Annotated in this window: 24 protein-coding genes; 9 read left to right on the top strand and 15 right to left on the bottom strand. The window is 49.4% G+C overall.

Annotated elements, in window-relative coordinates; all coding sequences use genetic code 11:
- Window positions 1-15: 15 nt before the first annotated feature.
- The 4 genes from H8K29_RS07180 to recG all read right to left on the bottom strand — a co-directional run bounded on the left by H8K29_RS07180 (window position 16) and on the right by recG (window position 4,835).
- Window positions 16-960, bottom strand: a complete 945-nt coding sequence (locus H8K29_RS07180; protein ID WP_186882894.1) for a hydrogen peroxide-inducible genes activator — start codon at window positions 958-960, stop codon at window positions 16-18.
- Window positions 961-1,183: 223 nt separating this feature from the next.
- A complete protein-coding gene (locus tag H8K29_RS07175; protein ID WP_186897009.1) occupies window positions 1,184-2,098 on the bottom strand; it encodes an SDR family oxidoreductase in 915 nt (304 codons plus the stop codon).
- 114 nt (window positions 2,099-2,212) lie between these two features.
- Complete coding sequence (locus H8K29_RS07170; RefSeq protein WP_186897008.1) at window positions 2,213-2,707, bottom strand: GNAT family N-acetyltransferase; 495 nt, start codon at window positions 2,705-2,707, stop codon at window positions 2,213-2,215.
- A gap of 4 nt (window positions 2,708-2,711) precedes the next feature.
- The gene (recG, locus tag H8K29_RS07165; RefSeq protein WP_186897007.1) at window positions 2,712-4,835 is read right to left on the bottom strand and encodes an ATP-dependent DNA helicase RecG; all 2,124 of its coding nucleotides are present in this window, start codon (window positions 4,833-4,835) and stop codon (window positions 2,712-2,714) included.
- A 122-nt stretch (window positions 4,836-4,957) separates the two neighbouring features.
- Between recG and queA the strand changes: the two genes are divergently transcribed.
- The 7 genes from queA to H8K29_RS07130 all read left to right on the top strand — a co-directional run bounded on the left by queA (window position 4,958) and on the right by H8K29_RS07130 (window position 15,264).
- On the top strand, window positions 4,958-6,001 hold the full coding sequence (gene queA / locus H8K29_RS07160; RefSeq protein WP_186897006.1) for a tRNA preQ1(34) S-adenosylmethionine ribosyltransferase-isomerase QueA: 1,044 nt from the start codon (window positions 4,958-4,960) through the stop codon (window positions 5,999-6,001).
- A gap of 72 nt (window positions 6,002-6,073) precedes the next feature.
- Complete coding sequence (tgt, locus tag H8K29_RS07155) at window positions 6,074-7,207, top strand: tRNA guanosine(34) transglycosylase Tgt (protein ID WP_186897005.1); 1,134 nt, start codon at window positions 6,074-6,076, stop codon at window positions 7,205-7,207.
- Window positions 7,208-7,425: 218 nt separating this feature from the next.
- Window positions 7,426-7,692, top strand: a complete 267-nt coding sequence (yajC, locus tag H8K29_RS07150; RefSeq protein ID WP_255422803.1) for a preprotein translocase subunit YajC — start codon at window positions 7,426-7,428, stop codon at window positions 7,690-7,692.
- Between the two features lie 77 nt (window positions 7,693-7,769).
- Complete coding sequence (secD, locus tag H8K29_RS07145) at window positions 7,770-9,650, top strand: protein translocase subunit SecD (RefSeq protein WP_186897003.1); 1,881 nt, start codon at window positions 7,770-7,772, stop codon at window positions 9,648-9,650.
- A 33-nt stretch (window positions 9,651-9,683) separates the two neighbouring features.
- On the top strand, window positions 9,684-10,622 hold the full coding sequence (secF, locus tag H8K29_RS07140) for a protein translocase subunit SecF (protein ID WP_186897002.1): 939 nt from the start codon (window positions 9,684-9,686) through the stop codon (window positions 10,620-10,622).
- Between the two features lie 302 nt (window positions 10,623-10,924).
- Complete coding sequence (locus H8K29_RS07135) at window positions 10,925-12,181, top strand: efflux RND transporter periplasmic adaptor subunit (RefSeq protein WP_186897001.1); 1,257 nt, start codon at window positions 10,925-10,927, stop codon at window positions 12,179-12,181.
- Window positions 12,178-15,264 carry an efflux RND transporter permease subunit gene (locus H8K29_RS07130; protein ID WP_186897000.1) on the top strand — a complete coding sequence of 1,029 codons (3,087 nt, stop codon included), beginning with the start codon at window positions 12,178-12,180 and terminating at the stop codon, window positions 15,262-15,264. Before H8K29_RS07135 ends, H8K29_RS07130 begins: the two co-directional genes overlap by 4 nt.
- A 100-nt stretch (window positions 15,265-15,364) precedes the next feature.
- Here H8K29_RS07130 and H8K29_RS07125 read toward each other — a convergent pair whose 3' ends face one another.
- The 5 genes from H8K29_RS07125 to purB all read right to left on the bottom strand — a co-directional run bounded on the left by H8K29_RS07125 (window position 15,365) and on the right by purB (window position 19,290).
- Window positions 15,365-15,796 carry a MarR family winged helix-turn-helix transcriptional regulator gene (locus tag H8K29_RS07125; protein WP_186882905.1) on the bottom strand — a complete coding sequence of 144 codons (432 nt, stop codon included), beginning with the start codon at window positions 15,794-15,796 and terminating at the stop codon, window positions 15,365-15,367.
- A gap of 108 nt (window positions 15,797-15,904) precedes the next feature.
- Window positions 15,905-16,474, bottom strand: a complete 570-nt coding sequence (locus H8K29_RS07120; protein WP_186882906.1) for a YceI family protein — start codon at window positions 16,472-16,474, stop codon at window positions 15,905-15,907.
- 77 nt (window positions 16,475-16,551) lie between these two features.
- Window positions 16,552-17,118, bottom strand: coding sequence for a YceI family protein (locus H8K29_RS07115; RefSeq protein WP_186896999.1), 567 nt, complete (start codon window positions 17,116-17,118; stop codon window positions 16,552-16,554).
- A gap of 20 nt (window positions 17,119-17,138) precedes the next feature.
- Window positions 17,139-17,675: a cytochrome b gene (locus H8K29_RS07110; RefSeq protein ID WP_186896998.1), complete on the bottom strand. Its 537-nt coding sequence runs from the start codon at window positions 17,673-17,675 to the stop codon at window positions 17,139-17,141.
- 247 nt (window positions 17,676-17,922) lie between these two features.
- Entirely contained in the window at window positions 17,923-19,290 is a 1,368-nt protein-coding gene (purB, locus tag H8K29_RS07105; protein WP_186896997.1) for an adenylosuccinate lyase, read from the bottom strand.
- A gap of 267 nt (window positions 19,291-19,557) precedes the next feature.
- Between purB and H8K29_RS07100 the strand changes: the two genes are divergently transcribed.
- The gene (locus tag H8K29_RS07100; protein WP_186896996.1) at window positions 19,558-20,166 is read left to right on the top strand and encodes a glutathione S-transferase N-terminal domain-containing protein; all 609 of its coding nucleotides are present in this window, start codon (window positions 19,558-19,560) and stop codon (window positions 20,164-20,166) included.
- A gap of 56 nt (window positions 20,167-20,222) precedes the next feature.
- On the opposite strand, the gene bfr is transcribed toward H8K29_RS07100, so the two are convergent.
- The 6 genes from bfr to asd all read right to left on the bottom strand — a co-directional run bounded on the left by bfr (window position 20,223) and on the right by asd (window position 23,379).
- On the bottom strand, window positions 20,223-20,699 hold the full coding sequence (bfr, locus tag H8K29_RS07095; protein ID WP_186897165.1) for a bacterioferritin: 477 nt from the start codon (window positions 20,697-20,699) through the stop codon (window positions 20,223-20,225).
- A 93-nt stretch (window positions 20,700-20,792) separates the two neighbouring features.
- Entirely contained in the window at window positions 20,793-21,479 is a 687-nt protein-coding gene (locus H8K29_RS07090) for an energy transducer TonB (RefSeq protein ID WP_186896995.1), read from the bottom strand.
- A complete protein-coding gene (locus H8K29_RS07085; RefSeq protein WP_186882911.1) occupies window positions 21,476-21,715 on the bottom strand; it encodes a bacterioferritin-associated ferredoxin in 240 nt (79 codons plus the stop codon). Before H8K29_RS07085 ends, H8K29_RS07090 begins: the two co-directional genes overlap by 4 nt.
- A gap of 42 nt (window positions 21,716-21,757) precedes the next feature.
- Window positions 21,758-22,072 (bottom strand): hypothetical protein, encoded by a 315-nt coding sequence (locus H8K29_RS07080; protein ID WP_255422768.1) that lies wholly within the window; start codon window positions 22,070-22,072, stop codon window positions 21,758-21,760.
- A gap of 77 nt (window positions 22,073-22,149) precedes the next feature.
- A complete protein-coding gene (hemP, locus tag H8K29_RS07075) occupies window positions 22,150-22,350 on the bottom strand; it encodes a hemin uptake protein HemP (RefSeq protein ID WP_255423290.1) in 201 nt (66 codons plus the stop codon).
- Window positions 22,351-22,533: 183 nt separating this feature from the next.
- The gene (gene asd, locus H8K29_RS07070; protein ID WP_186896994.1) at window positions 22,534-23,379 is read right to left on the bottom strand and encodes an archaetidylserine decarboxylase; all 846 of its coding nucleotides are present in this window, start codon (window positions 23,377-23,379) and stop codon (window positions 22,534-22,536) included.
- A gap of 370 nt (window positions 23,380-23,749) precedes the next feature.
- On the opposite strand from asd, the gene ahpC reads away from it, so the two are divergent.
- Window positions 23,750-24,313, top strand: coding sequence for an alkyl hydroperoxide reductase subunit C (gene ahpC, locus H8K29_RS07065; protein ID WP_186882913.1), 564 nt, complete (start codon window positions 23,750-23,752; stop codon window positions 24,311-24,313).
- Window positions 24,314-24,354: the final 41 nt, after the last annotated feature.

Raw genomic sequence — 24,354 nt, 5'->3', positions numbered from 1 at the left:
TTCGCAATCGTCTGGCTATTGTGCCGCGGGCGGTAAGTCCAACATGGTCACGCCAGGTAAATCGCAGGCCAGCACTGCCTGATGGATTGCTTCGATGGCCGCCTGGCGGGTAAAACTTTTGCGCCAGGCAATCACGACACGACGATCCGGCACTGGGGCGGCGAATGGTACATAGCGCAGCATGCCATCCTTGGCATTCATATCCGGCACCGAGGCAATCGGCAGCACAGTCAGGCCTATGCCTGAGGCCACCATGTGGCGTATGGTTTCGAGAGAGGAACCTTCAAAGGTACGGGCGATACCATCGCCAGTCGTCGAGAACCTTGCCATTTCAGGACAAACCTCCAACACCTGATCGCGGAAACAATGACCGTTTCCGAGCAACAGCATGGTTTCAGATTTTAATTCTTCTGCGGAGACTTCCTTGCGCTCAGCCCAGGCATGATCACTTGGCATCGCGACGACAAACGGTTCGTCATACAAGGGTTGCGTCATCAGCCCCTGATCCGGCAACGGCAACGCCATGATGGCTGCATCCAGTTCGCCCTGGCGTAGCAGCTCCATCAATTTCACTGTGAAATTTTCCTGCAATACCAGCGGCATTTGCGGTACTTGTCTGATCATCGTTTTGACCAGCGTTGGCAACAGGTAAGGGCCTATGGTGTAGATCACGCCGAGACGGAAAGAACCTGCTAGCGGGTCTTTGTTCTGCTTGGCGATTTCTTTGATGGCGGCGGTCTGTTCCAACACACGCTCTGCCTGTGCAACGATCTGCGCGCCCAGCGGCGTTGTTGAAACTTCTGTGCCACCACGTTCAAATATCGTGACTCCCAGTTCGTCTTCCAGTTTTTTGATCGCAACCGACAGCGTCGGCTGGGCAACAAAACAAGCTTCTGCTGCATGGCCGAAATGTTTCTCGCGCGCGACCGCGACGATGTATTTTAATTCTGTGAGTGTCATGAGCTTAGTTTGGCACAGAGTCTTGCTGGCGTCAGCAATCTGATTTATTTATTTTCAGAAGAATGCACAAGGATAAATATATGGGGGGAGTATATTTTAATGCCCTTGTATCTATTGGGGGATAGACGTGAAAATTGATCATACTCCCCGGGAGTATGATCTTCATCCAGTGTCACGAAGGTGCTCTGGATGAAGACGGATTTCTGATTTACCGGTGCCGCATTTATTTTTTCTGCGCGTGACTCATCGCTTTGGTCAGTTCCAGATGTCCTTGTGCTGCACCACTTTCAGGAACGATTTCACCGTCGCGCTGGCGAACCTCGTTGAGCCGTGCTGCCAGTTGTTCTGGCGCATCGCCTTCACGTCCTACCCAGATGCCTTGCGTCATCGTGATATTCGCGGCTTCAAAACTACCTGCACCGGCACACAGTATGGTTCTGGATGGTGCGCTTTCCGCGGCGAGTACCAACATTGCCGGTACGACGTCGGCCGGTTTTAATGCATCTAAAAACTCTGGCGGGAACAGGCTTTCGGTCATACGGGTGGCGGCTGTTGGTGCCAGGCTGTTGACATGGATATTGTATTTTGCGCCTTCCAGTGCCAGCGTTTGCATCAGACCGACCAATGCCATTTTGGCTGCGCCGTAATTCGATTGACCGAAATTGCCATATAACCCGGATGAGGAGGTCGTCATAACGATGCGACCGTATTTTTGTTCGGTCATCACTGGCCACACCGCTTTGCAGCAATGAACTGCGCCCATCAGATGCACATCCATCACGAGCCGGAAGTCATCCAGCTCCATTTTCGCAAAACTTTTATCGCGCAAAATTCCTGCGTTATTGACCAGAATATCAATGCGACCCCATTGTTTGAGCGTGTCTTCGACCATCGCCTGCACGGCGGCAAAATCTGTGACAGAGGCACCATTCGCAATGGCTTCGCCGCCTGCTGCGCGGATTTCTTCGACGACTGCTAACGCGGCGGCCGATGAACCACCGGAGCCATCACGTGCGCCACCCAGATCGTTGACGACCACTTTGGCACCACGGGCCGCTAATGCCAGCGCGTGTTCGCGCCCCAAACCCCCACCTGCACCAGTCACGATGGCGACACGGCCTTTGAAATCTATTGTCATTTTTTCTCCTGTTGTAATTTGAAGTCGTTGGCAGACTCAGCCCTGACATGTCGAGTGTATGCTATTTCTTTCGACATGTAGCAGCAGGCAGTTCCGTTTTTTAGAGCTTGGCGACTAAACAGGTTTTGTGCCAATTTTCTTTTGCATGATGATCGCCCCACCAAATTCCGGGTTCAGTTCATACGGTGCGAAACCTTCTGTGCGATAGAGATTTTGTGCGCGTGTATTCCCTTCCAGTACTTCCAGGGTCATCTTGCAATAACCCAGTTGCTCGGACAGGGTAGTCAGGTGCTGCATCATTTTATTGCCTATGCCCTGACCACGAAAATCGGGGTGCACTGCAAAGTCGTGGATGTTCAACAGAGCCTTGCAGGCAAAGGTGGAGAAACCTTCTATACAAATTGCAAAACCCGCAGCTTGATCATTCACATAAGCGAGAATGGCGCGGACGGTATTGCGCTTTTTGAGTTCGCTGATGAGATTGGCCTGTGCATAATCAGACAGGGTTTCACCGCCGCCCATAGGGTCTAGCGCATACATATTGAGCATGTCGACCAAGTCTTTTGCATGTTGTGGCTTATTGAAGTCGACATTAACGATATTCAGCATAGATTTACACTCTCAAAAATTCTTCTTTGTTGCCCAGCCAGCGCTCTAAGTGCGCGGCGACGGTGAGCGGGTCATTTTTTAATAAATCAGCCGCCAGATTTCTGGCTTTTTCGACCAGCCATTGGTCTGTCTCCAGATTGGCAAAGCGTAGCATGGCTTCGCCGGACTGACGTGCTCCGAGAAATTCGCCGGGGCCGCGTAACTCTAAATCTTTACGGGCGATTTCAAAGCCATCATTGCTTTCGCGCATGGTCGCCAGCCTTTGTTTGGCAGTACCACCCAACGGACCTTGATAAAGCAAAAGACAGACGCTGGCGGCCGCGCCGCGACCAACGCGACCACGCAGTTGGTGGAGTTGTGAGAGTCCGAAGCGCTCAGCGTGTTCGATCACCATCAGGCTCGCATTCGGCACATCGACCCCGACTTCAATCACCGTCGTGGCAACCAGCACCTGAGTACGGTTGTGAATAAAGTCGTCCATGACAGCCTGTTTTTCCGCAGGCTTGAGTCGTCCGTGTACCAGTCCGACTTGTATGCCGGGTAAAGCCGCTGCCAGCATGGCATGGGTGTCGGTCGCGGTTTGCAGTTGCAGTGTTTCTGATTCTTCGATTAAGGGGCAGACCCAGTACACTTGCTTGCCTTCCTGCGCTGCCGCATGCACCCGCGCGATCACTTCATCGCGGCGGTTCTGATCTATCACGCGGGTAACGATGGGCGTGCGTCCCGGTGGTAACTCATCAATCACGGACACTTCCAGATCGGCGAAATAGGTCATCGCCAGTGTCCGCGGGATCGGTGTTGCCGACATCATTAACTGATGCGGGACTTTCCCCGCCTCGGCTTTATTCGCCAGATTCAGGCGTTGGCTGACACCGAAACGATGTTGTTCATCGACGATGACTAAGCCCAGTTTTTTGAACTGCACGTTATCTTGTATCAGTGCGTGAGTTCCTATCACCAGCTGCGCTTCGCCGGAGGCAATCAGCACATTGGCCGCTTCTTTTTCTTTTTTCCTGAGGCTGCCGGTCAGCCAGGCCGTTTTCACGCCCAGCGGCTCCAGCCATGCAGCGATTTTTCTGAAATGCTGTTCTGCCAAAATTTCTGTTGGCGCCATTAAGGCCGCCTGAAAGCCATTGTCGATGGCTTGTGTTGCAGCCAGGGCAGCGACGATGGTTTTACCGCTGCCGACGTCGCCTTGTAACAGACGTTGCATGGGGAAGGTTTCGCGTAAATCGGCACGGATCTCTGCCAGTACCTTTTCTTGCGCGCCTGTCAGTGAAAAAGGCAGATTCAATAAAAATGCGTTACTGAGTTCGCCGGTAACAGGCAGCGCGTTTGCGCCTTTGCTGCGGCGTGTGATCTGCGCCCGCTTTAACGAGAGTTGCTGTGCCAGCAGCTCATCAAATTTCATGCGTTCCCACGCCGGATGTTCGTGCTCCATCAGGCTATACTGATCGACATCGGGAGGCGGATTGTGCAAAGTGCGTACGCTGGCCTCGAATCCTTGTAAACCTAATGCTGCTAAACGTGCCGGCGACAAGGTGTCGCGCCAGTTGACCCTGGTCATGGCGTTTGCAATGGCCTTGCGTAGCAGCGCTTGTGGCATGCCTTCGCCGGAATGGTAAACCGGGGTCAGTGCGGTTGGTAATGGCGCGCCTTCGTTGACGATTTTGTAGCCGGGGTGCACCATTTCCGCACCCAAAAAACCATGCCGCAATTCACCGCGTGCCCTGACGCGCACGCCCATCGCTAATTGCTTGAGTTGGCTGCCGTAAAAATTCAGAAAGCGCAAAACGACTTGCCCACTATCGTCGCTGATGGTGACAACCAGCTGGCGGCGCGGTCGATATTGCACATCCGATGCGGTAACGATGCCTTCCACCTGCACTGTGCTGCCACCGCGCAAAGCTGCATCATGCATGGGAATAATGGCCGTTTCATCCTCATAACGCATGGGCAGATGCAGGACGAAATCTATGTCTTTGCGCAAGCCCAGTCGCGCGAGTTTTTCGCTGGCTTTGCTGGCGCTACCTGCCGCTTTGGGCGACGTTTTTTTTCCTGACTGGCGGGCTGCTTTGATCGGTGACGCGTGCGTCTCTGTGCTTGCGCTTGGGTCTTCAGCTGCCATGGGTGTAAAATGGTGGGTTTTGCTGTTGGCTCGGTTGTACAGGAAAATCCTGTTGCAGCTTATTTTACTGAGTTTTTATACAGTATGCAGCATTTTGTTCTATCTCTTTTTGTTTCCCACGCATGAAATATTCTCTGAGTGATTTTGATTTTGATCTGCCCGATGCATTAATCGCGCAAATGCCGCTGCCGGACAGAACCGCTTCGCGCTTATTGCATGTCGATGGTGAACAACTGGTGGACCGCCATTTTTCTGATGTGATCGACCAGCTGGCCGCCGGTGATTTGCTGGTGTTCAATGATACCCGTGTGCTCAAAGCGCGTTTTTTCGGTGTCAAGGAAACCGGCGGCAAAGTGCAATTGCTGGTTGAGCGAGTGCTATCGAATACGGATGACAACCGCAGCGTGCTGGTGCAGATGCGTGCCTCAAAATCACCGCTGTCGGGAAGTAAAATCCGGTTGGCGGATGCGTTTGATGTGGTGGTCGGTGAACGGCAGGGCGAATTTTTTACTTTGTTTTTTCCGGACGATATTTTTACCTTGCTCGAAACCTATGGTCGCCTTCCTTTGCCGCCATATATCGAACACGATGCCGATGACTTTGATGAACAGCGCTATCAAACGGTCTATAACCGCGTTCCCGGTGCAGTCGCTGCGCCGACGGCAGGGCTGCATTTTGATCAGGCATTATTGCAACGCTGCCAGGAAAAAGGCGTTGGTTTGGCGTATGTGACTCTGCATGTTGGCGCGGGGACATTTCAGCCCGTGCGGGTTGAAAATCTGAATGAACACGTGATGCACAGCGAATGGTACACCGTGCCGCAAGAGACGGTAGCTGCCGTACGCCAGACAAAAGCGGCGGGTGGCAAAGTCATCGCCGTCGGCACCACCAGTATGCGCGCACTGGAATCAGCGTCGCAAAGCGGTCAGTTGGAAGCTGGTAGTGCGGACACGCAATTGTTCATTACACCGGGCTATGTGTTTAAAACTGTTGACCGCTTGATTACGAATTTCCACTTACCCAAATCGACGCTGATGATGCTGGTATCGGCGTTTGCGGGTTACGATAAAATCAAATCAGCTTATGCGCATGCGATTGCACAGCGCTATCGATTTTTTAGCTATGGCGATGCGATGTTGCTGACCAATACCTCCGGGAAAGCCTGATTCAGGCAGGACACATAAAAGACATAGAACGACTCATTACCGTGTGCTCCGCGGAGCGTACAAGGAAGAATCATGCTTGAATTTACTCTGATTAAAAAAGATAAAACGACTGCAGCCCGCCGGGGCCGTGTGAAAGTGAATCACGGCGAAATCGAAACGCCGATTTTCATGCCAGTCGGTACTTATGGTTCAGTCAAAGCGATGTCACCGCTGGAACTCAAAGAAATCGATGCGCAGATTATTCTCGGCAATACCTTTCATCTGTGGTTGCGTCCAGGCCTGAGCGTGCTGAATAAATTCGGCGGCTTGCATGACTTTATGGGATGGGATAAACCTATCCTCACAGATTCAGGCGGCTTTCAGGTGTTTTCACTCGGAGCGATGCGCAAGATCACGGAAGAGGGCGTGAAATTTTCTTCTCCCATCAGTGGTGAACGACTGTTCTTGTCGCCGGAAATTTCCATGCAGATTCAACGCGCCCTGAATTCCGATATCGTGATGCAGTTCGATGAATGTACGCCTTACGAAATTGACGGCAGACCGGCGACGACTGAAGAGGCTGGTAAATCGATGCGCATGTCGTTGCGTTGGGCCAAGCGCTCTATTGACGAATTCAGACAGGGTGAAAATCCGAACGCGCTGTTTGGTATCGTCCAGGGCGGTATGTTTGAAAACTTGCGCGACGAATCACTGGCGGGGCTGAACGAGCTGGGTTTTGATGGGATTGCGATAGGTGGCTTGTCGGTCGGTGAACCAAAAGAAGACATGATGCGCATCCTTGCGCACACCGGCCCCAAACTGCCGGAAAACAAACCGCATTATCTGATGGGCGTCGGTACACCGGAAGATCTGGTGGCAGGCGTGGCGAACGGCATCGACATGTTTGACTGCGTGATGCCAACCCGGAATGCGCGGAACGGCTGGATATTCACCCGCTTCGGCGACGTGAAAATCAAAAATGCCCGCTACAAGGAAGACAAAGAACCGCTGGACGCGACGTGTGATTGTTATACCTGCAAAAATTTCTCGCGGGCGTATTTGCATCATCTGCACCGCACTGGCGAGATTCTGGGCGCACGTCTGAATACGATACACAACCTGCATTACTACCTGGATCTGATGAAAAACATCCGTCAGGCGCTGGATGACGAACGTTTTCCTGAGTTTGTACAGCAGTTTCATGCTGACCGCGCGCGCGGCATCTAGTCTGCATCTTAGTCTGTATCTGGCTTTTTTCGCCAGTTCTGATGAAGAGCAGTGCTAGAATGTGGCGCTTTACTGCTTGAAAAGTAGTTTATCGTCACTATTTATCATTATCTTGCTCAACACTGGCTGGATAATATTTATACAATTAACGGAGTCTGAACGTGTTTATTTCTAACGCTTATGCGCAATCTGCGGGTGCTGGTGCTGATGGTGGCCTGATGAGTTTCCTGCCTCTGGTATTAATGTTTGTGGTCTTATATTTCCTCATGATACGACCACAAATGAAGCGCCAGAAAGAGCAAAAAAACATGATGGAAGCGCTGGCGAAGAATGATGAAGTAGTGACTTCCGGCGGCATACTCGGCAAAGTGACCAAGGTCAATGAGAGCTATGTGACGATAGAAGTCGCTGAAGGCACAGAGATCGTTGTGCAAAAAGTAGCTGTCACTATGTTGTTGCCTAAAGGCACCATCAAAGCGATTTAATCAGTAAATACCGGCAACGCAGTCCGATCCATATCCGGGCTGCGTTGTGCTTTTCAGCTTCCATTTCTATTTTTATTATGAATCGCTACCCACTCTGGAAGTATCTGTTGATTGTGATTGCGCTGGTATTCGGTGTGCTGTACACCGCGCCAAATTTTTTTGGTGAGTCTCCGGCGGTACAAATCAGCAGCGCGAAATCGACCGTCAAAATTGACGAAAGCATGAAGGCGCGTGTTGAAAAAGCCTTGCAGCAATCCGGCCTGAAAGATAACGGCGTTTTCTATGACTTTAACGGTATGCAAGGATCTGTGCGCGCGCGCTTTGCTGATACCGATACGCAATTTAAAGCGAAAGACATACTCGAAAAAATACTGAATCCTGACGCAACAGATCCGACGTATACAGTCGCTTTCAATCTGTTGCCGAACACACCGAAGTGGCTGCAAAGTCTGAACGCGCTGCCGATGTACCTCGGTCTGGATTTGCGCGGTGGCGTGCATTTCCTGATGCAGGTGGATACTAAAGCGGTGTTGACGAAGCGGGTACAGGGGCTGCAATCAAGTGTACGTTCAGTCTTGCGTGAAAAAGATATCCGTCATGCGGGCATCAGCCGCGATGGCGACAACATTTCGGTGAAGTTCCGTGATGCTGAAACCCGCTCCACAGCGAAAGCGGTATTAGCATCCCAAATGACGGACGTGAATCTGACTGACGTTGCCAGTGCAGACAATACAGAATTCAATGTCACTATCAGCCTGAAGCCTGAAGCCTTGCAAGCCGTAGTGACCGAAGGCGTGAAACAAAACATTACTGCTTTGTCGAAACGTGTGAATGAACTCGGTGTTGCTGAGCCGATTATTCAACAACAAGGCCCTGATCGCATCGTCGTGCAGTTGCCTGGTGTGCAGGACGTAGCGCGGGCGAAAGAAATCATCGGACGTACAGCAACGCTGGAAGTGCGCTTGCTGGATGACAGTGTGATTGGCCCGGTCGACGCGAATACGCCAGTACCGTATGGCTCTGAAATGTTCAAAGGCAATCGTGGTGGCGAGTTGCTGATTCTGACCAAAGACCCGGTGGTGACTGGTGATTACATTACTGGTGCGACCGCCAGTTTTGATCACAACCAGCAACCAGCCGTAGGTGTTGACCTGAACGGTGACGGTGGTCGTAAGATGCGCGAGGCAACCCGTAGCCGCATCGGTAAGCGTATGGCGATTGTCTTGTTTGAAAAAGGCAAAGGCGAAGTCCTGATCGCGCCAACTATTAATGATGAGCTGGGCTCACGCTTCCAGATTACCGGCATGGGCACTGCTGCTGCGTCTGCCGATCTGGCCTTGTTGCTGCGCGCTGGTTCGCTGGCAGCACCGATGGAAATTATCGAAGAACGCACGATAGGCCCGCAACTTGGTGTGGAAAACATTAAGCAGGGTCGCAATTCAACCTTATACGGTTTTGCTGCGATCTCGATCTTTATGGTCATCTACTACATGCTGTTCGGCTTCTTCAGTGTGCTGGCATTGTCCGTCAACCTGTTGTTACTGGTCGCCTTGTTGTCCTTGCTGCAAGCGACACTGACTTTGCCTGGTATCGCTGCGATTGCGCTGGCACTCGGTATGGCGATTGACTCGAACGTGCTGATTAACGAACGTATCCGCGAAGAGTTGCGCGCTGGCAGGTCACCGCAAAAGGCGATTGAAGAAGGCTTCGGCCACGCCTGGGCAACGATTCTTGATTCCAACGTGACGACACTGATTGTGGGTCTGGCCTTGTTGATCTTCGGTTCAGGTGCGATCCGTGGTTTTGCGGTGGTTCACTGCCTCGGTATTCTGACGTCGATTTTCTCTTCCGTTTTTGTGTCGCGTGGCGTGGTGAATCTCTGGTACGGTCGTCAGAAAAAACTGACTTCGCTTTCTATCGGTCAGATCTGGAAGCCAACCGATGATGCAGCCAAATAACCGATTGCCCAGATAAGAATTCAGGAATTCATTATGGAATTATTCCGCATTAAAAAAGACATTCCTTTCATGCGCCATGCGCTGATTTTCAATGTCATCTCTGCACTGACTTTTGTTGCCGCCGTATTTTTCCTGCTGCACAAAGGCTTGCATTTCTCTGTCGAATTTACCGGCGGTACAGTGATGGAAGTCACGTATCCCAAAGCCGCTGACGTTGATGGTATACGCCGTACCGTTGAAAGCCTCGGTTATGTTGATGCACCGGTGCAGACCTTTGGTAAGGCACAGGATGTCGTGATCCGTTTGCCATTGGCAAAAGGTGTGACAGCGGCAGATCAGGCTGAGAAGGTCATGAAAGCACTGCAGGCAAAAGACCCTGAAGTGAAACAACAACGCGTAGAGCAGGTCGGTGCGCAGGTCGGCGACGAACTGGCGCATGATGGTCTGATGGCGCTGTTATTCGTGGTGCTGGGGGTGGTTGCTTATCTGGCGATACGCTTTGAATGGAAATTTGCGGTCGCGGCGATTCTTGCCAACTTGCATGACGTGGTGATTATTCTCGGCTTCTTTGCGTTCTTTCAGTGGGAATTCAACCTCTCTGTGCTGGCGGCGGTATTGGCGGTGCTGGGTTATTCGGTGAATGAGTCCGTGATTATTTTCGATCGTATTCGTGAAAATTTCCGTACTCAGCGAAAAATGTCAGTGACAGAGGTGATCAATCATGCGATCACCAGCACCATCTCGCGTACCATCATCACTCATGGATGTACGCAAATGATGGTGTTATCGATGTTGTTGATTGGCGGCCCGACTTTGCATTATTTCGCTGTGGCGCTGACGATTGGTATCTGCTTCGGTATTTATTCTTCTGTCTTCGTTGCTGCTGCCATCGCGATGTGGTTGGGTGTCAAACGTGAAGATCTGGTGAAACCAGTTAAGGAAAAAGACGATACCGACGGTGCCGTTGTTTAAAAAACGCTGATATTCGTCGTTATGATGTAACGATAGGTATCTAAAATCAAAGCCAGCACTCTAGCTGGCTTTTTTTTTGTTAGGATTTGCCGCAGGCAGGTATTTTGTAAAAAACACTTAGTGTTGCCGTTGTTCTGATCTGTTTTCCATGCGGCGAAATGGTATTGCAAGATAATTAGCTGAAACCTGTTATTGCCATTAAATTGAATGATTTGACGTCAGCTCAGCCTATTTTTAAATAATTACGTAGAACTTTCTTGTTGCGCATCAGTCTTACTGCGTCTGCAAAGGATAAAAATAACATGAGCCAATTGAAAAATTTTACTATCGTTGCGGTGATTGCCGCACTCGCGGGCGGCACCTATTATTTTGTTGCGCCGTCTCAAAAAAATAAAGCCGATCCTTTAGCTGCGGGTAAAACAAGCGGAGCCAAAAATGATGCGCAGAGCCGTCCTGTGAGTGTGTCTACCATCGTTGCCCAAAAGCGGGATTACCCGGTGCGTATCGCGGCGAATGGTGTGGTGTCAGCATTGAATACAGTGGATATCCGGCCACAGGTCACCAGTACCGTGGCGAAGGTGCATATCAAAGAAGGTCAGTTTGTGCGCGCGGGTGATTTGCTTTTCACACTCGACAGCCGCACGGATGAAGTGAATCTGGCGAAAGTACAGGCGCAACTCGATAAGGATCTGGCGACGCTGGCCGACAATCAGCGGCAATTGGCTCGTAGTAAAGAATTATTGGCGAAAAAATTCGTGGCACAGAGTGCGCTCGATTCGAGTCAGACCCTGGTTGATGCGCAACAGGCCGTCGTCGCTTCTGATAAGGCTGCTGTTGCTGCTGCCCGCGTCGCGCTGAGCTATAACCGTATTGTTGCTCCATCGGCAGGACGCACCGGTATCATCAGCGTTTTTCCGGGGTCTTTGGTTCAGCCCAGCGCAACAGCGACAGCAATGGTGACGATTACGCAGATGAATCCCATTGCAGTGACCTTCCCGCTGCCGCAACGTAATTTGCCGGATGCGCTACAAAGTATGCAAGGTCAGGACAGTTACGTCACGGCGAGTTTGCCGGACGGGGTCAGTAAATTTAAAGGCAAGTTGCAGTTCGTCGATAATGTCGTGGATGCGTCATCCGGTACTGTCAAAGTGAAAGCCGTGTTTGATAACAAGGAAATGAAACTGTGGCCGGGCGCGTATGTGAATCTGGAAATGAGTGTGCAGACGCTGAAAGATGCGGTGGTCGTGCCGCAGGATGCGGTTGTTGTTGGGGCGCGTGGTAAGTCTGTCTATGTTGTGAATGCCGAATCAAAAGCCGAGTTGAAGCCTGTCGTTGTGACGCAAAGTTTCGGTACCGATGCGGTCGTGTCTGGGATTGAGGCTGGCGCTAAAGTAGTGCTGGAAGGTAAACAGAATTTACGCCCGGGTGCGGTCGTCAAAGAGCGCGGCGCTGACGCAAAAGAAGGCGATAAGTCGGGCAAAGGTGAAAAATCAGCTGCACCTGCGAAAACCTCTGAGCAACCGGCAGCAGCATCTGCTTCCGCAGCGAGCGCATCATGAATTTATCTGAGTTGTTCATCCGCCGTCCTGTGATGACGGTGTTGCTGAATCTGTCGATCGTCGTCGCGGGTATTCTGGCCTACCGCTATATCCCGATTGCCGCTTTACCGAGCTATGACACGCCGGTCATCAGCGTGAATGCGAACCTTCCTGGCGCGAGCCCTGAAACGATGGCAACTTCGGTTGCGCTGCCACTCGAAAAGCAATTTGCCACCATCCCCGGTTTATCGATTATCAGTTCCAGCAATACGATAGGGAATACTTCCCTGACGCTGGAATTCGATCAGAATCGCAATATCGATGCAGCAGCGGTCGATGTGCAGGCAGCTTTGCTGCGTGCGCAACGTTCCTTGCCTATCGATATGACGTCGCCGCCTTCGTATCGCAAGGTCAATCCTGCTGATGCGCCGGTATTGTTCATTGCCCTGACTTCGCCTTCGCTGAGTCTGGCGGAGCTGACCAGTTACGCTGAGCATCTGATTTCACCTAGTTTGTCGACGCTGGAAGGCGTCGCGCAAGTGAATATTTTTGGTATCAAACGTTATGCGGTGCGCATACGAGTGATGCCGGATGCCTTGTCCGCACGTAATCTGACGCTGGATGAACTGGCGAGCAGTATTAAAACATCGAATGCCAATACACCAGTCGGTACGCTGGACGGCGATAAGCAGACGTTAACGCTGCAAGCCAATAAACAATTGCAGAGTGCAGCAGAATTTGCCAATCTGGTGGTCAGCAACAAAGGTGGACAAGTGGTTCGTCTGCGTGATGTTGCAGTCGTTGAAGATAGTTATGAGCAGGTGAAAACTTCCGCCAATTTCAATGGCGAAAGTTCCATCACTTTAGCGATTCAGCGTCAGTCTGATGCAAATACGGTGAAGGTGGTTGATTCGATTAAATCCGCTTTACCGGGTTTTCAGGCGCAATTGCCAGCCTCAGTCAAACTGAATCTGGTGAATGATCGCTCCATCTCTATCCGCGATGCCTTGCATGATGTGAATCTGACTTTATTGCTGACGATATTTTTAGTGGTGATCGTCATTTTCCTGTTCCTGCGCCGCATGGTCGCGACCATCATTCCGACTTTATCGCTGCCGGTTTCGCTGGTTGGCGCGATCAGTCTGTTATGGGGTTTTGGCTATACGCTGGATAACGTGTCCTTGCTCGGTCTGACGTTGGCAGTCGGGCTGGTGGTGGATGATGCGATCGTGATGCTGGAAAACATCATGCGTCACGTTGAAAACGGTGAAGAGCCGTTTAAGGCGGCATTGAAAGGCTCACGCGAAGTTGGTTTTACGATTATTTCCATCTCGACTTCGCTGGTAGCGGTTTTCATTCCTATCTTCTTCATGCCCGGCGTCATCGGTCAGTTGTTCCATGAGTTTGCGGTGATTGTCAGCCTGGCGATTCTGGCATCTGCCTTTGTTTCTCTGACACTGGTGCCGATGCTGGCGAGTCGTTTCCTGAAAAGTGAACATGAACTGAAAGCGCCTTCGCGACTGGTGGCTGCGATGCTCAATACGTTTGAGCGCGGCTTTAACGCGTCGCTGCGTGTTTATACAAACGGACTTGATCTGGCGTTGCGGCACCGGAAGATCGTGCTGTTGATTGCGTTGGCGACTTTCGCGGCAACGGCATATCTGTTTAACGTGATTCCTAAAGGGTTTTTCCCGCAAGAGGATATCGGCCAGATCAACGTTTCTACCGAAGCAGCGGAAGATACCTCATTCCCGGCAATGGTGGCATTGCAGGATCAGGTCGCCAAAATTATTCGTGACGACCCTAGCGTACTGACTGCAACCTCGTTTAACGGCGGCAGCGGCTCGCAGAATACGGGTCGTATGTTCATCAACCTCAAACCACGCGATCAGCGCAAGCCCATGAAAGAAGTGGTCGATGGCTTGCGTAAAAAACTGGCGGCGGTTCCTGGCATCAATGTCTTCCTGCGACCAACCCAAAACTTGCAGCTCGGTGGTCGTCCAAGTAAAAGTCAGTACCAGTATATTTTGCAAAGTGTGGAGGCGGGTGAGCTCAATAGCTGGGCCAATAAACTACAGGAAAAACTGCGCGCTGATCCTGGCTTCAAAGATGTGACCACGGATTCACAACTGAAAGGCTTGCAGGCATCACTTGAGATCGATCGCGATCGCGCGAACACGCTGGGCGTCGGCATGGACAGCATACGTTCTGCTTTGTACAGTGCTTTTGGTGAACGTCAGGTATCGACAATGTATACGAATGTTGATAGCTATCAGATTATCATGGAAGTCGCGCCGGATGCCAAAAAAGATGAAAGCGCGATCAACGGTATTTATGTCCGCAGCAATACCGGAACCCTGGTGCCGCTGTCGAGCGTGGCAACCGTCAAACGTACGGTCGGCCCGACCTCGATCAATCACGTGGGTCAGTTACAGGCGGTGACGGTCTCGTTCAATCTGGCGCCGGATACGGCATTGGGTGAGGCAACCAATCGTATTGAAAAATACCGGGAAGAGATTAAATTGCCGACCTCCATCATCACCAGCTATGGCGGTGATGCGGCGGTGTTTAAAAATTCGCAATCCGGACAAGTTGTGCTGATCGTTGCGGCGCTGCTGGTGATTTATGTTTTGCTCGGCGTACTGTATGAAAGTTTCATCCATCCGATTACGATTCTCGCTGGCTTGCCATCGGCTGCGGTGGGCGCTTTGTTGACACTGAAATGGTTCGGCGAAGACCTGACGCTGATTGCAACCATCGGTATTTTGCTGCTGATCGGTATCGTGAAAAAGAATGCGATCATGATGATCGACTTCGCGCTGGATGCACAAAGGCATCAGAACATGACGCCGGCAGAGGCTATACGGGAAGCCTGTATTCAACGTTTCCGTCCGATTATGATGACGACACTGGCAGCCCTGGTCGGTGCTTTACCAATCGCGCTGGGCTTGGGTGCTGGTGCCGAACTGCGTCAGCCGTTGGGGCTTGCGGTAGTCGGTGGTTTGATTTTTTCACAGGCGATTACGCTGTTCATTACACCTGTGATTTATCTGGCGCTGGATCGCTTCAGTGGCAAAGGCCCTATCGTCGGAGATCATCTGTAAAACCAGAAAATACAGATACTCCCCCATCATTTTAATAAAAAAGGCCTAATGTCTGCAGAAACATTAGGCCTTTTTATATACTGGGGGGAGTATGTATATATTATTTTTCGGTACTGAAATGCTGTTTGAGTTTTTCCAGCGCATCTTCCAACGCCTGATAATCGGCTTCTGAATAATCAGCAAAATGTTTGTCGCCTTCTGCGACCACATGTGGAAAAACTTCATCAAAGCTGGCTTCACCCAGTGGCGTCAGCTTCACAAAAAACTGGCGGCGGTCATTGCAGCCCCGCTCGCGGGAAATCAGTTTTTTCTGCTCCAGCCTGTCGAGCACACCGGTCAGCGTGCCTTTGGTAATCAGAGTTTTTTCACCGAGTTCTTTACATGTCATACCCTGCGTATTTCCCAGGGTAGCGATGATGTCAAACTGGGAGTGCGTCAATCCGAATTGCCGGACTTTGGCAGTGGATATCTGCTCAAATAATTGCATGCATTCGGCCAGCATACGTATGCTGCGGAGAAATCGTTTACCCATAGTTAACACTCGATTCAACACTCAAAATAGAAGGCCGATCATAGGATCGGCCTGGTCATTCAGCTGCTCAGCACGATGTAAAACATCGTGCCTGAAGAATTAATCCACTTAGTCAGCTTTGATGGCTTCAACCTGAATTGCCAGTTTAACTTCTGGTGCAAAACCATACGCCATACCGTAGTTCAGACCAAAGTCTGTACGTTTGAATTCAGCAGAAGCGTCGGCACCGCATGCTTCTTTCTTGAACATAGGATGCTGGATGCATTTGAATTTATTGATTTTCAATGTCAGCGGCTTAGTAACGCCCAGCAAAGTGAAGTTACCTTCAACTGCTACTGGTGTGTCGCCTTCAAATTTGATCGAAGTACCTTTGTAGGTCGCAGTCGGGAATTGAGCGACGTTGAAAATGTCTTTTGATTTTGCGTGTTCGTTCATTTTTTCATGACCGAAATCGATAGAGGATGCATCGATAGTGATATCGACAGTACCTGTTTTTGCCGCACGATCAAGCACTACTTTACCGCTGGTTTTATTGAACTTACCACGCCATACGGAAATGCCCATGTGATCAGCTTCAAAACTTGGGTAAGTGTGGTTTGGTTCGATGTTGTATGTTTGTGCGAATGCTGGCGCCGCGCTGATAGCCAAAGCGGCGATGATTAATTTGCTGAATTTCATAATTGCTCCTGATTAAATGGTCAAAGTGTGAGACCGATGATTTTCTGATGTGATAGCTTACAAACTGAGTTGCTGGTTTACTGCGTGGTGACTACATGAAACTTGATGACAACTTCGTCAGCGATCATGCCGGTATCTTTCCACTCACCTTCGCCGATGTTAAATGCCAGACGTTTGATCGGCAGGCTGCCGTCAAAAATCTGATTTTTACCATCTTGCTTGACGTTGAGTGGAAAACTGACGTTGCTGCTTTTACCTTTGATGGTGAGCGTGCCGTTAACGTCGAGCTTGCCCGGTCCGCTGGCTTTCATTGTGCTGGCAACGAAACTGGCTTTCGGAAATTGTGCGGCGTTAAACCATTCTTTTTTTAAAACTTCTTTGTTGTATTCAGGATCGCCCAGATCAAAGCTGGCAAGTTCAATCTCAACACTCGCTTTGGATGTTTCTGGTTTTGCTGCGTTGTAATCGATGTTCGCGCTGAATTTTTTAAATTTCGCATCGACCGGCACATTCATTTGTTTAAAGACGATAGCCACATTGCTCTTAGCATTATCGAGCTTTGCCATGGCGGCCAGCGCAGGAATGGCAACGGCCAGTGTGATCGCGGAAACGACGAGTTTATTGGAGAATTTTGAGAGTTTCATAAGATACTTTCTGTAAGAAATTATTTGCCTGGCATCATGCGACGCAGCAGACCGTCTTTATCAATGAATTGGTGCTTTAATGCAGCAGCGACGTGCATGAGAACTAAAACCGCCATGCCGTAGGTCAGCATTTCATGCAACTCTTTCAGGCTGTGTTTGATCTCCGGATTGGGGGCGATAACACTCGGTAATTCAAACAAGCCCAGATACACGACAGGGTAACCAGCAGCACAAGTGTAAAAATAACCCGACAATGGCACCGCAAACATCAGTGCATACAACAGCAGATGCGTGTAGCTGGCGGCTTTTTGCTGCAACACGCTCATGTGTGCAGGATAGTCTGGCGCTTTACTTAGCAAGCGGTTCAGTAAGCGCAGCGCAACTAAGGCCAATACCGTTACACCTATCCATTTATGGTAAGAGTAGTATTGCAATTTGGTCGGACTGATTTTCATATCCGTCATCACCCAGCCCAATGAAAAGGCAGCAATGATCAGTAAAGCGACCAGCCAGTGCAGTGCCACTGAAACTGTAGAGTAACGCTCATTGTTTGCCATCGGGGATTCCTTTTAAAATTGAAAATTAGTTCGCATTAGGACTAATATAGCAAAAAAAATGAAAGTGTGCAGAGGCGCATCAAAAACAGGATAGCGCAATATAGGAACTGTTATCTGTTATGAAGTGATACGGACAGCTAGTGCAAATTCCGGTGAGCATCGTGACGCGCTGAGAAAAGAAAAAACTGGCGTATCAGAGCAAATCTGATACGCCAGTTTTTGTCGGAATGTGAAAAGATCTAATTGCTTAGATCGCTTTTGCTAATTTTGCTGCGATACCAATATAGTTCGCCGGTGTCATCGCCAGCAACAAGTCTTTGGCGTCCTGAGGAATTGCCAGAGTTAACACGAATTCACGCAGCGCTTCTTTAGAAATCCCTTTGCCGCGTGTCAGTTCTTTGAGCTGTTCGTATGGGTTTTCAATGCCGTAACGGCGCATCACGGTTTGCACCGGTTCTGCCAGCACTTCCCATGTTGCGTCCAGATCGGCGGCCAGGCGTTCAGGATTAGTTTCCAGTTTGTTTAACCCGCGCAGGCAACTATCGTAGGCCAGCAAGGTGTAACCAAAGGCCACGCCGATATTGCGCAATACAGTTGAGTCGGTCAGATCACGCTGCCAGCGGGACACCGGTAATTTTTCAGACAGATGACGCAGCAGTGCATTTGCCAGACCCAGATTGCCTTCGGAATTTTCAAAATCAATGGGGTTCACTTTATGTGGCATAGTGGAAGAACCGATTTCACCAGCTTTGGTTTTTTGTTTAAAATAACCGACCGAAATGTAACCCCAGATATCGCGGTTCAGGTCCAGCAAAATGGTATTGGCACGCGCGAAAGCATCAAACATTTCGGCCATGTAATCATGCGGCTCAATTTGTATCGTGTATGGGTTATAAGTCAGACCCAGACGTCGCTCGATCACGTTTTTAGAAAAATTTTCCCAGTCGTACGCAGGGTAGGCAGATAAATGCGCATTGTAGTTACCGACTGCGCCATTCATTTTTCCGAGAATTTCAACTTGTTCGATACGTTTGATCGCACGCTGCAAACGAGCCACGACATTCGCCATTTCTTTGCCGAGTGTGGTCGGGCTGGCAGGTTGGCCATGTGTACGCGATAACATCGGCACGTCCGCATTCGTGTGCGCCAGTTCTGTCAGGCGGGCAATCACTTTTTGCAGTGCCGGCACCATCACGCTGTCACGTGCGGTTTTCAGCATCATACCGTGCGATGTATTGTTGATGTCTTCGGAAGTGCAGGCAAAGTGTATGAATTCACTCGCAGCAACGAGTTCTGTCGATCCGGCCACTTTTTCTTTCAACCAGTATTCGACCGCTTTGACGTCGTGATTTGTGACCGCTTCAATCTCTTTGATGCGTTGTGCGTCGGCTTCTGAAAATTCAGCGACCAGTTTGTTCAGTAATGCCTTGGCATCGTCAGAGAAAGGTTTGATTTCATCGAAGCCTGCTTCTGCTAAAGCCTGCAGCCATGAAACTTCAACTTTGACACGGTGATGCATAAAACCAGCTTCGGACAGTGTTGTGCGCAAAGCATCAACTTTAACTGCATAGCGGCCATCAAGAGGGGAGAGGGCTGAGAGTGAAGAAAGGGGCATGATGGAGATATATGTGGAGGTCAATAGAAAATGCTTACGCAAAAAACAACGATTTTACAAATTATGTGAAATTTGCCGGTGAGTAACGAAACCTGAGATAAATTACAGACTATCGAAGATTTTTGCACTGAATACGAGATTTTACCATTGTGAGGCGGCTTGTAACCGGGTATCGCTTCCTTGCGTAAAGCCAGATCGCTTGTCGGGGCAGGTGGAAATAATGTGCTTAACCGTTATAATCCCGACTTAATTAACCATGCAAAAACTATGAAACTCATTGGCTCCATTACCAGTCCTTACGTAAGAAAAGTCCGCGTTGTGATGGCGGAAAAAAAATTGGATTACGCCTTTTTACTAGAAAATGTGTGGGCAGAAGATACGACGATTCAGGAGTCTAACCCTCTAGGCAAAGTTCCCTGTCTGTTAATGGAAGATGGCGGTGCGATGTTTGACTCACGCGTCATCGTTGAATATCTCGATACCTTGACACCGGTTGGCCGCTTGATTCCCTCACTGGGACGTGAACGGGCCGAAGTGAAATGCTGGGAAGCCTTGGCAGATGGCATTCTGGACGCCGCAATTCTGGTGCGACTGGAAAAAACATTGCGTCCACAAGAACAACAAAGTGAAGACTGGATCAATCGCCAGATGGGTAAAGTGAATGCTGGTTTAAAAGCGATTTCTTTGGGGCTGGGCGACATGCCTTTTTGCTCTGGCAGTCGTTTAACCTTAGCTGACATCAGCGTTGCCTGCCTGTTGGGCTGGCTCAGTTTCCGCTTCCCGGAAATCTCATGGCGCGATGATTATCCTAACCTCGCAAAATTGTTTGATAAATTATCGGAACGCCAGTCTTTTAAAGACACGGTGCCGCAGTAATTTCAAAAAGAAAGACGGAAAAAAAAGGATGATGTGGTGAGCATCATCCTTTTTGTTTATTCTTCGCTGCTGAGTTGCGACTGCAAATAATTCTGAACGCCAATTTTTTCGATCAACTCTATCTGCGTTTCCAGCCAGTCTATATGTTCTTCCGTGTCTTCCAGGATCATTTGAAATAAATCACGGGAAACATAATCGGCACAACTTTCTGATACGGCAATACCTTCTTTTACAGTCTTTTGCGCGGCCTGCTCAAGCTTCAGATCGCACGCCAGCATCTCAGGTGTGTCTTCACCTATCATCAGCTTATGCAGCGCCTGAAGATTCGGCAAGCCGCCAAGCATCAGTATGCGGTCGATCAGCTTGTCAGCATGTTTCATTTCGCCGATAGACTCTTCGTACTCTTTCTTCGCAATTTTTTCCAGTCCCCAGTGTTTGTACATGCGTGCATGTAAAAAATACTGGTTAATCGCGCTTAATTCATTGGTCAGTTGCGCATTGAGCAGCTTGATGACTTTCGCATCGCCTTTCATCATGAATCCTTTCGACAGTGGTGAAGAGTGAAGTGCTCCTATCATAGCAACTTACTGCTCAATCGAAATAAAAAAATCGATTGTGAAATCTGGTTATACGTCCAGAGAAAAATTAATGGTCGCAGTTGCAATCATTGCCAGAGCCCTTCCATCTTCGAGATAGGGCTTGAAGATGGCTTGCATCAAGGCATGACGCGCCGCTTCGTCCAGACGTTGGAAGCCGGATGATTTCTGAATGTCGACCTTTTCAGCATATCCTTTCTCATTGACTAATACTCGTAAGGTTACTTTACCTTCTTCGCCCATGCGTCTGGATACGCGCGGATACTCTGCTTTGGGTGCGCGTATATATTCAACAGCGCTGACAGTCTTGATTGCTGTCGGGGAAGGTGTCCCGGTCGGTGCCTGCGTCGTTACTTCCGTTTTTGCACTGGCAACCGGTGCTTCAGTTGCCGCTGCAACAATCGCCTGTTCATTCGGGACGTTATTCGGAGTAACGATAGGAGTTTTAGGTGGCATTACTTCTGTCGTAACAGGAGTGAGCTTTTTTTTGCTCTGAACAATTTGCGGTTTTGTTTGTTCCCGTACAGGCGTTTCCGGCTGTATTAAGGTCATGACAACTTCACGTGGCAGCAATTGGGTCACTTTAGAAATCAAGCCATGTTGTAGCGCGTATGCCAGACCCAGATGCGCGAGGACTATGATCGAAAATGACAAAATGCGTGAGCGGCTCAGCGCTTTTTCTTCATTGCCATACGTAGGGTAGAAGTGTGTATTCATGCTGGTATCTCGTTATTCTGAAAGCCCAGTTTATGTAAAAATAACTGCACTTCATGTTCTCTCGATTCTTTCTTGGCGATGCATTCGCGCAGCACTTGTCGCGCGCAGCCAGCACATTTACCGCAGCAAGTACCGACATTCAGATGAGCACGTAAATCAGACATGGTGCTCATCCCGGTATCGACTGCATGATGAATCTTTTTTTCAGAGACATTGTTGCAAACACAAACAATCATAGCTCCCTCGCTCTTTTCTTTGCTTTAATAACTAGACGCTTTTCACATCAGCCAGGAAAAGCGTTTTGGCTTTCTTGGCTGACATAGATTGCGATCAACTAATGTTGCCCATTGTTCCGATAATTGCTGACAGGTTGCCCGCAACACCGGTGCTAATTCAGGTAATTCAGACAAGGCCTGCAGATGTTTTTCAATCACGGATGCCAATTTGACGCAGGCAGCTTCGCCTTCTGCATTGACTGAGTTCACGGTGTAATGCGACATCAGATGCAGAACAGCGGAAACCAATATTTCCGGCGTCGATGCTTTTGATGGCGGTGTTGATAACTCAGAATGCATTTCATAGTGAATCGACATAGTGTTTTCCTCAGTGAGAAACCGGATCGGACTGGCTGAACCCTGATTGGCTGGCTACCTGTGAAATCAATGACGGCTTAGGCTGTCAGAATCAATTTGTTTAACTGTGTTATCCGCAGGCGATAAATGCGTCCTTCGTGATCAATTTCGAGTTCCCGGGAAGACTGCATCAGATCCCTGCTGCTTAACCGAGGAACCGTTTTGCGTGCTACAGGCTGAAGTTGCGCCTTTGCTGACGTGTCTGAGACGAGCATCTGTTGCGTATTAAATTCAGCCATTTTGCTTTCCTATAAATCTAAGTGAGAACAATTCTTATTTAGATTATTATGCAAATAAATGAGATTGGCAAGAATTTTTTAGTATGCAGATGTCTCTGAATGTAATTGCTTGCGTTCGCGCAATAAAAAAAGCCTGCAATATCGAATTGCAGGCTTTGTCTGGTGAGTGGAGGAGCATCAGCCTTACGAACGACTTCCCATGGCTTCTCCCATGCGTACGGACTTTGCTGCAGTCCACGAAGAATTAAATGCCAGCGTGTTATGAGGGAAAAGTAATACCACCGTTGATCCCAGCATGAAGCGTCCCATTTCTTCTCCTTTTTTGAGGGAGATGTTGTCTTTGCTGTAGTCCCATTCGACGATATTTTTAGTGCGCGGCGGATTCACAATGCCATGCCAGACTGTGGCCATGCTGCCAACGATCGTCGCTCCGACGAGGGTTAATACAAATGGACCTGCAGCAGATTCAAAAAAGCAGACAACGCGTTCATTTCGCGCAAATAAGCCTGGAACACCGAGGGCAGTTGTTGGATTGACGGAGAATAAATCACCCGGCACGTAAATCATGCGGGTCAGCTTTCCATCGCAAGGCATGTGTATGCGGTGATAATCGCGCGGGCTCAGATAAATGGTCGCGAAACTGCCATCGTGAAACTGGGCGGCAGCCTTGTTATCTCCGCCAAGCAATGCCGTCGCTGAATAATCGTGCCCTTTCGCCTGGAAAATTTGCCCTTTGGCGATGGGGCCGAATTGACTGATTGCACCATCGACAGGACAAATCAAATCGCTGTTCGCCAATGGTCTGATACCGCTCTTCAATGGTCGCGTAAAGAATTCGTTAAAGCTGGTGTAACTGGCGACATCCGGATCGGCTGCCTCACTCATGTTGACCTGATATTTGTCCACAAACCATTCGATCAGGTGAGTGGTCAGCTTGCCTGCCTTGGCATTCGCAATTTTTCCGGCAAATACGGTCAGAGCCCGTTTAGGTAAAAGGTATTGAGGAAGAACGGCAAGTCGGTCTGACACGATAGATATTCCTTGTGATGAGGTGGTCGGGAATTATAACGTTGCACAATAAGAAATCGAATGCTTTGTAGATTCGACATAGAAATTATTATTTGGCTCTCACAGAGTTGATCATTGAATCTCAAGGAGCAACGTTGTTGACTGTGATGGCGACAGCTGGGGTGACACATCCGTTTCTGTTGACCGTTTTGATTCTGTGATCTGCTCACGTGAGTGCATGACATATCTATTTAAGAATATTACGGTATACTAGTTTAGATAGCTAAAATTAATGAGTTTAATAAAATTAATTAGCTATTTAAATATGGAAAAACGTTTTATCATTTGAACTCATCACTTAACACCTGTTTCAACAACAAAGGAAATTACCATGTCACTGATTAATACTACTGTAAAGCCATTTAAAACTACCGCTTACCACAATGGCAAATTTGTTCCGGTTTCCAGCGAAGATCTGGCTGGCAAATGGTCTGTTTTTGTATTTTATCCAGCAGACTTTACTTTTGTTTGCCCAACTGAGTTAGGCGATCTGGCGGATCACTACGAAGAATTCAAAAAACTGGGCGTTGAAATCTACAGCGTTTCTACAGATACACATTTCACCCACAAAGCGTGGCACGACACTTCTGACACTATCGGCAAAATCACTTACCCAATGCTGGGTGATCCAACACTGGCGATTTCCCGTAACTTTGAAGTGCTGATCGAAGAAGAAGGTCTGGCACTGCGCGGTACATTCGTTGTGAACCCAGCGGGCGAAATCAAAGTTATGGAAGTGCATGACAACGGTATTGGCCGTGACGCGAAAGAATTGCTGCGTAAAGTTCAGGCCGCACAATACGTTGCAAATCACCCAGGTGAAGTTTGCCCAGCGAAATGGACACCAGGCGCGGAAACATTGACTCCATCCCTGGATCTGGTTGGCAAGATCTAAGTAGTATTTCGCATCTTCCCGGTGATTGATGCCGGGAAGAT

The organism is Undibacterium sp. CY21W (assembly GCF_014284265.1).
Taxonomy (GTDB): Bacteria; Pseudomonadota; Gammaproteobacteria; order Burkholderiales; family Burkholderiaceae_D; genus Undibacterium; species Undibacterium aquatile.
The sequence above is the reverse complement of the archived record's forward strand: the minus strand, read 5'-3'. Positions and strand labels throughout refer to the sequence as shown.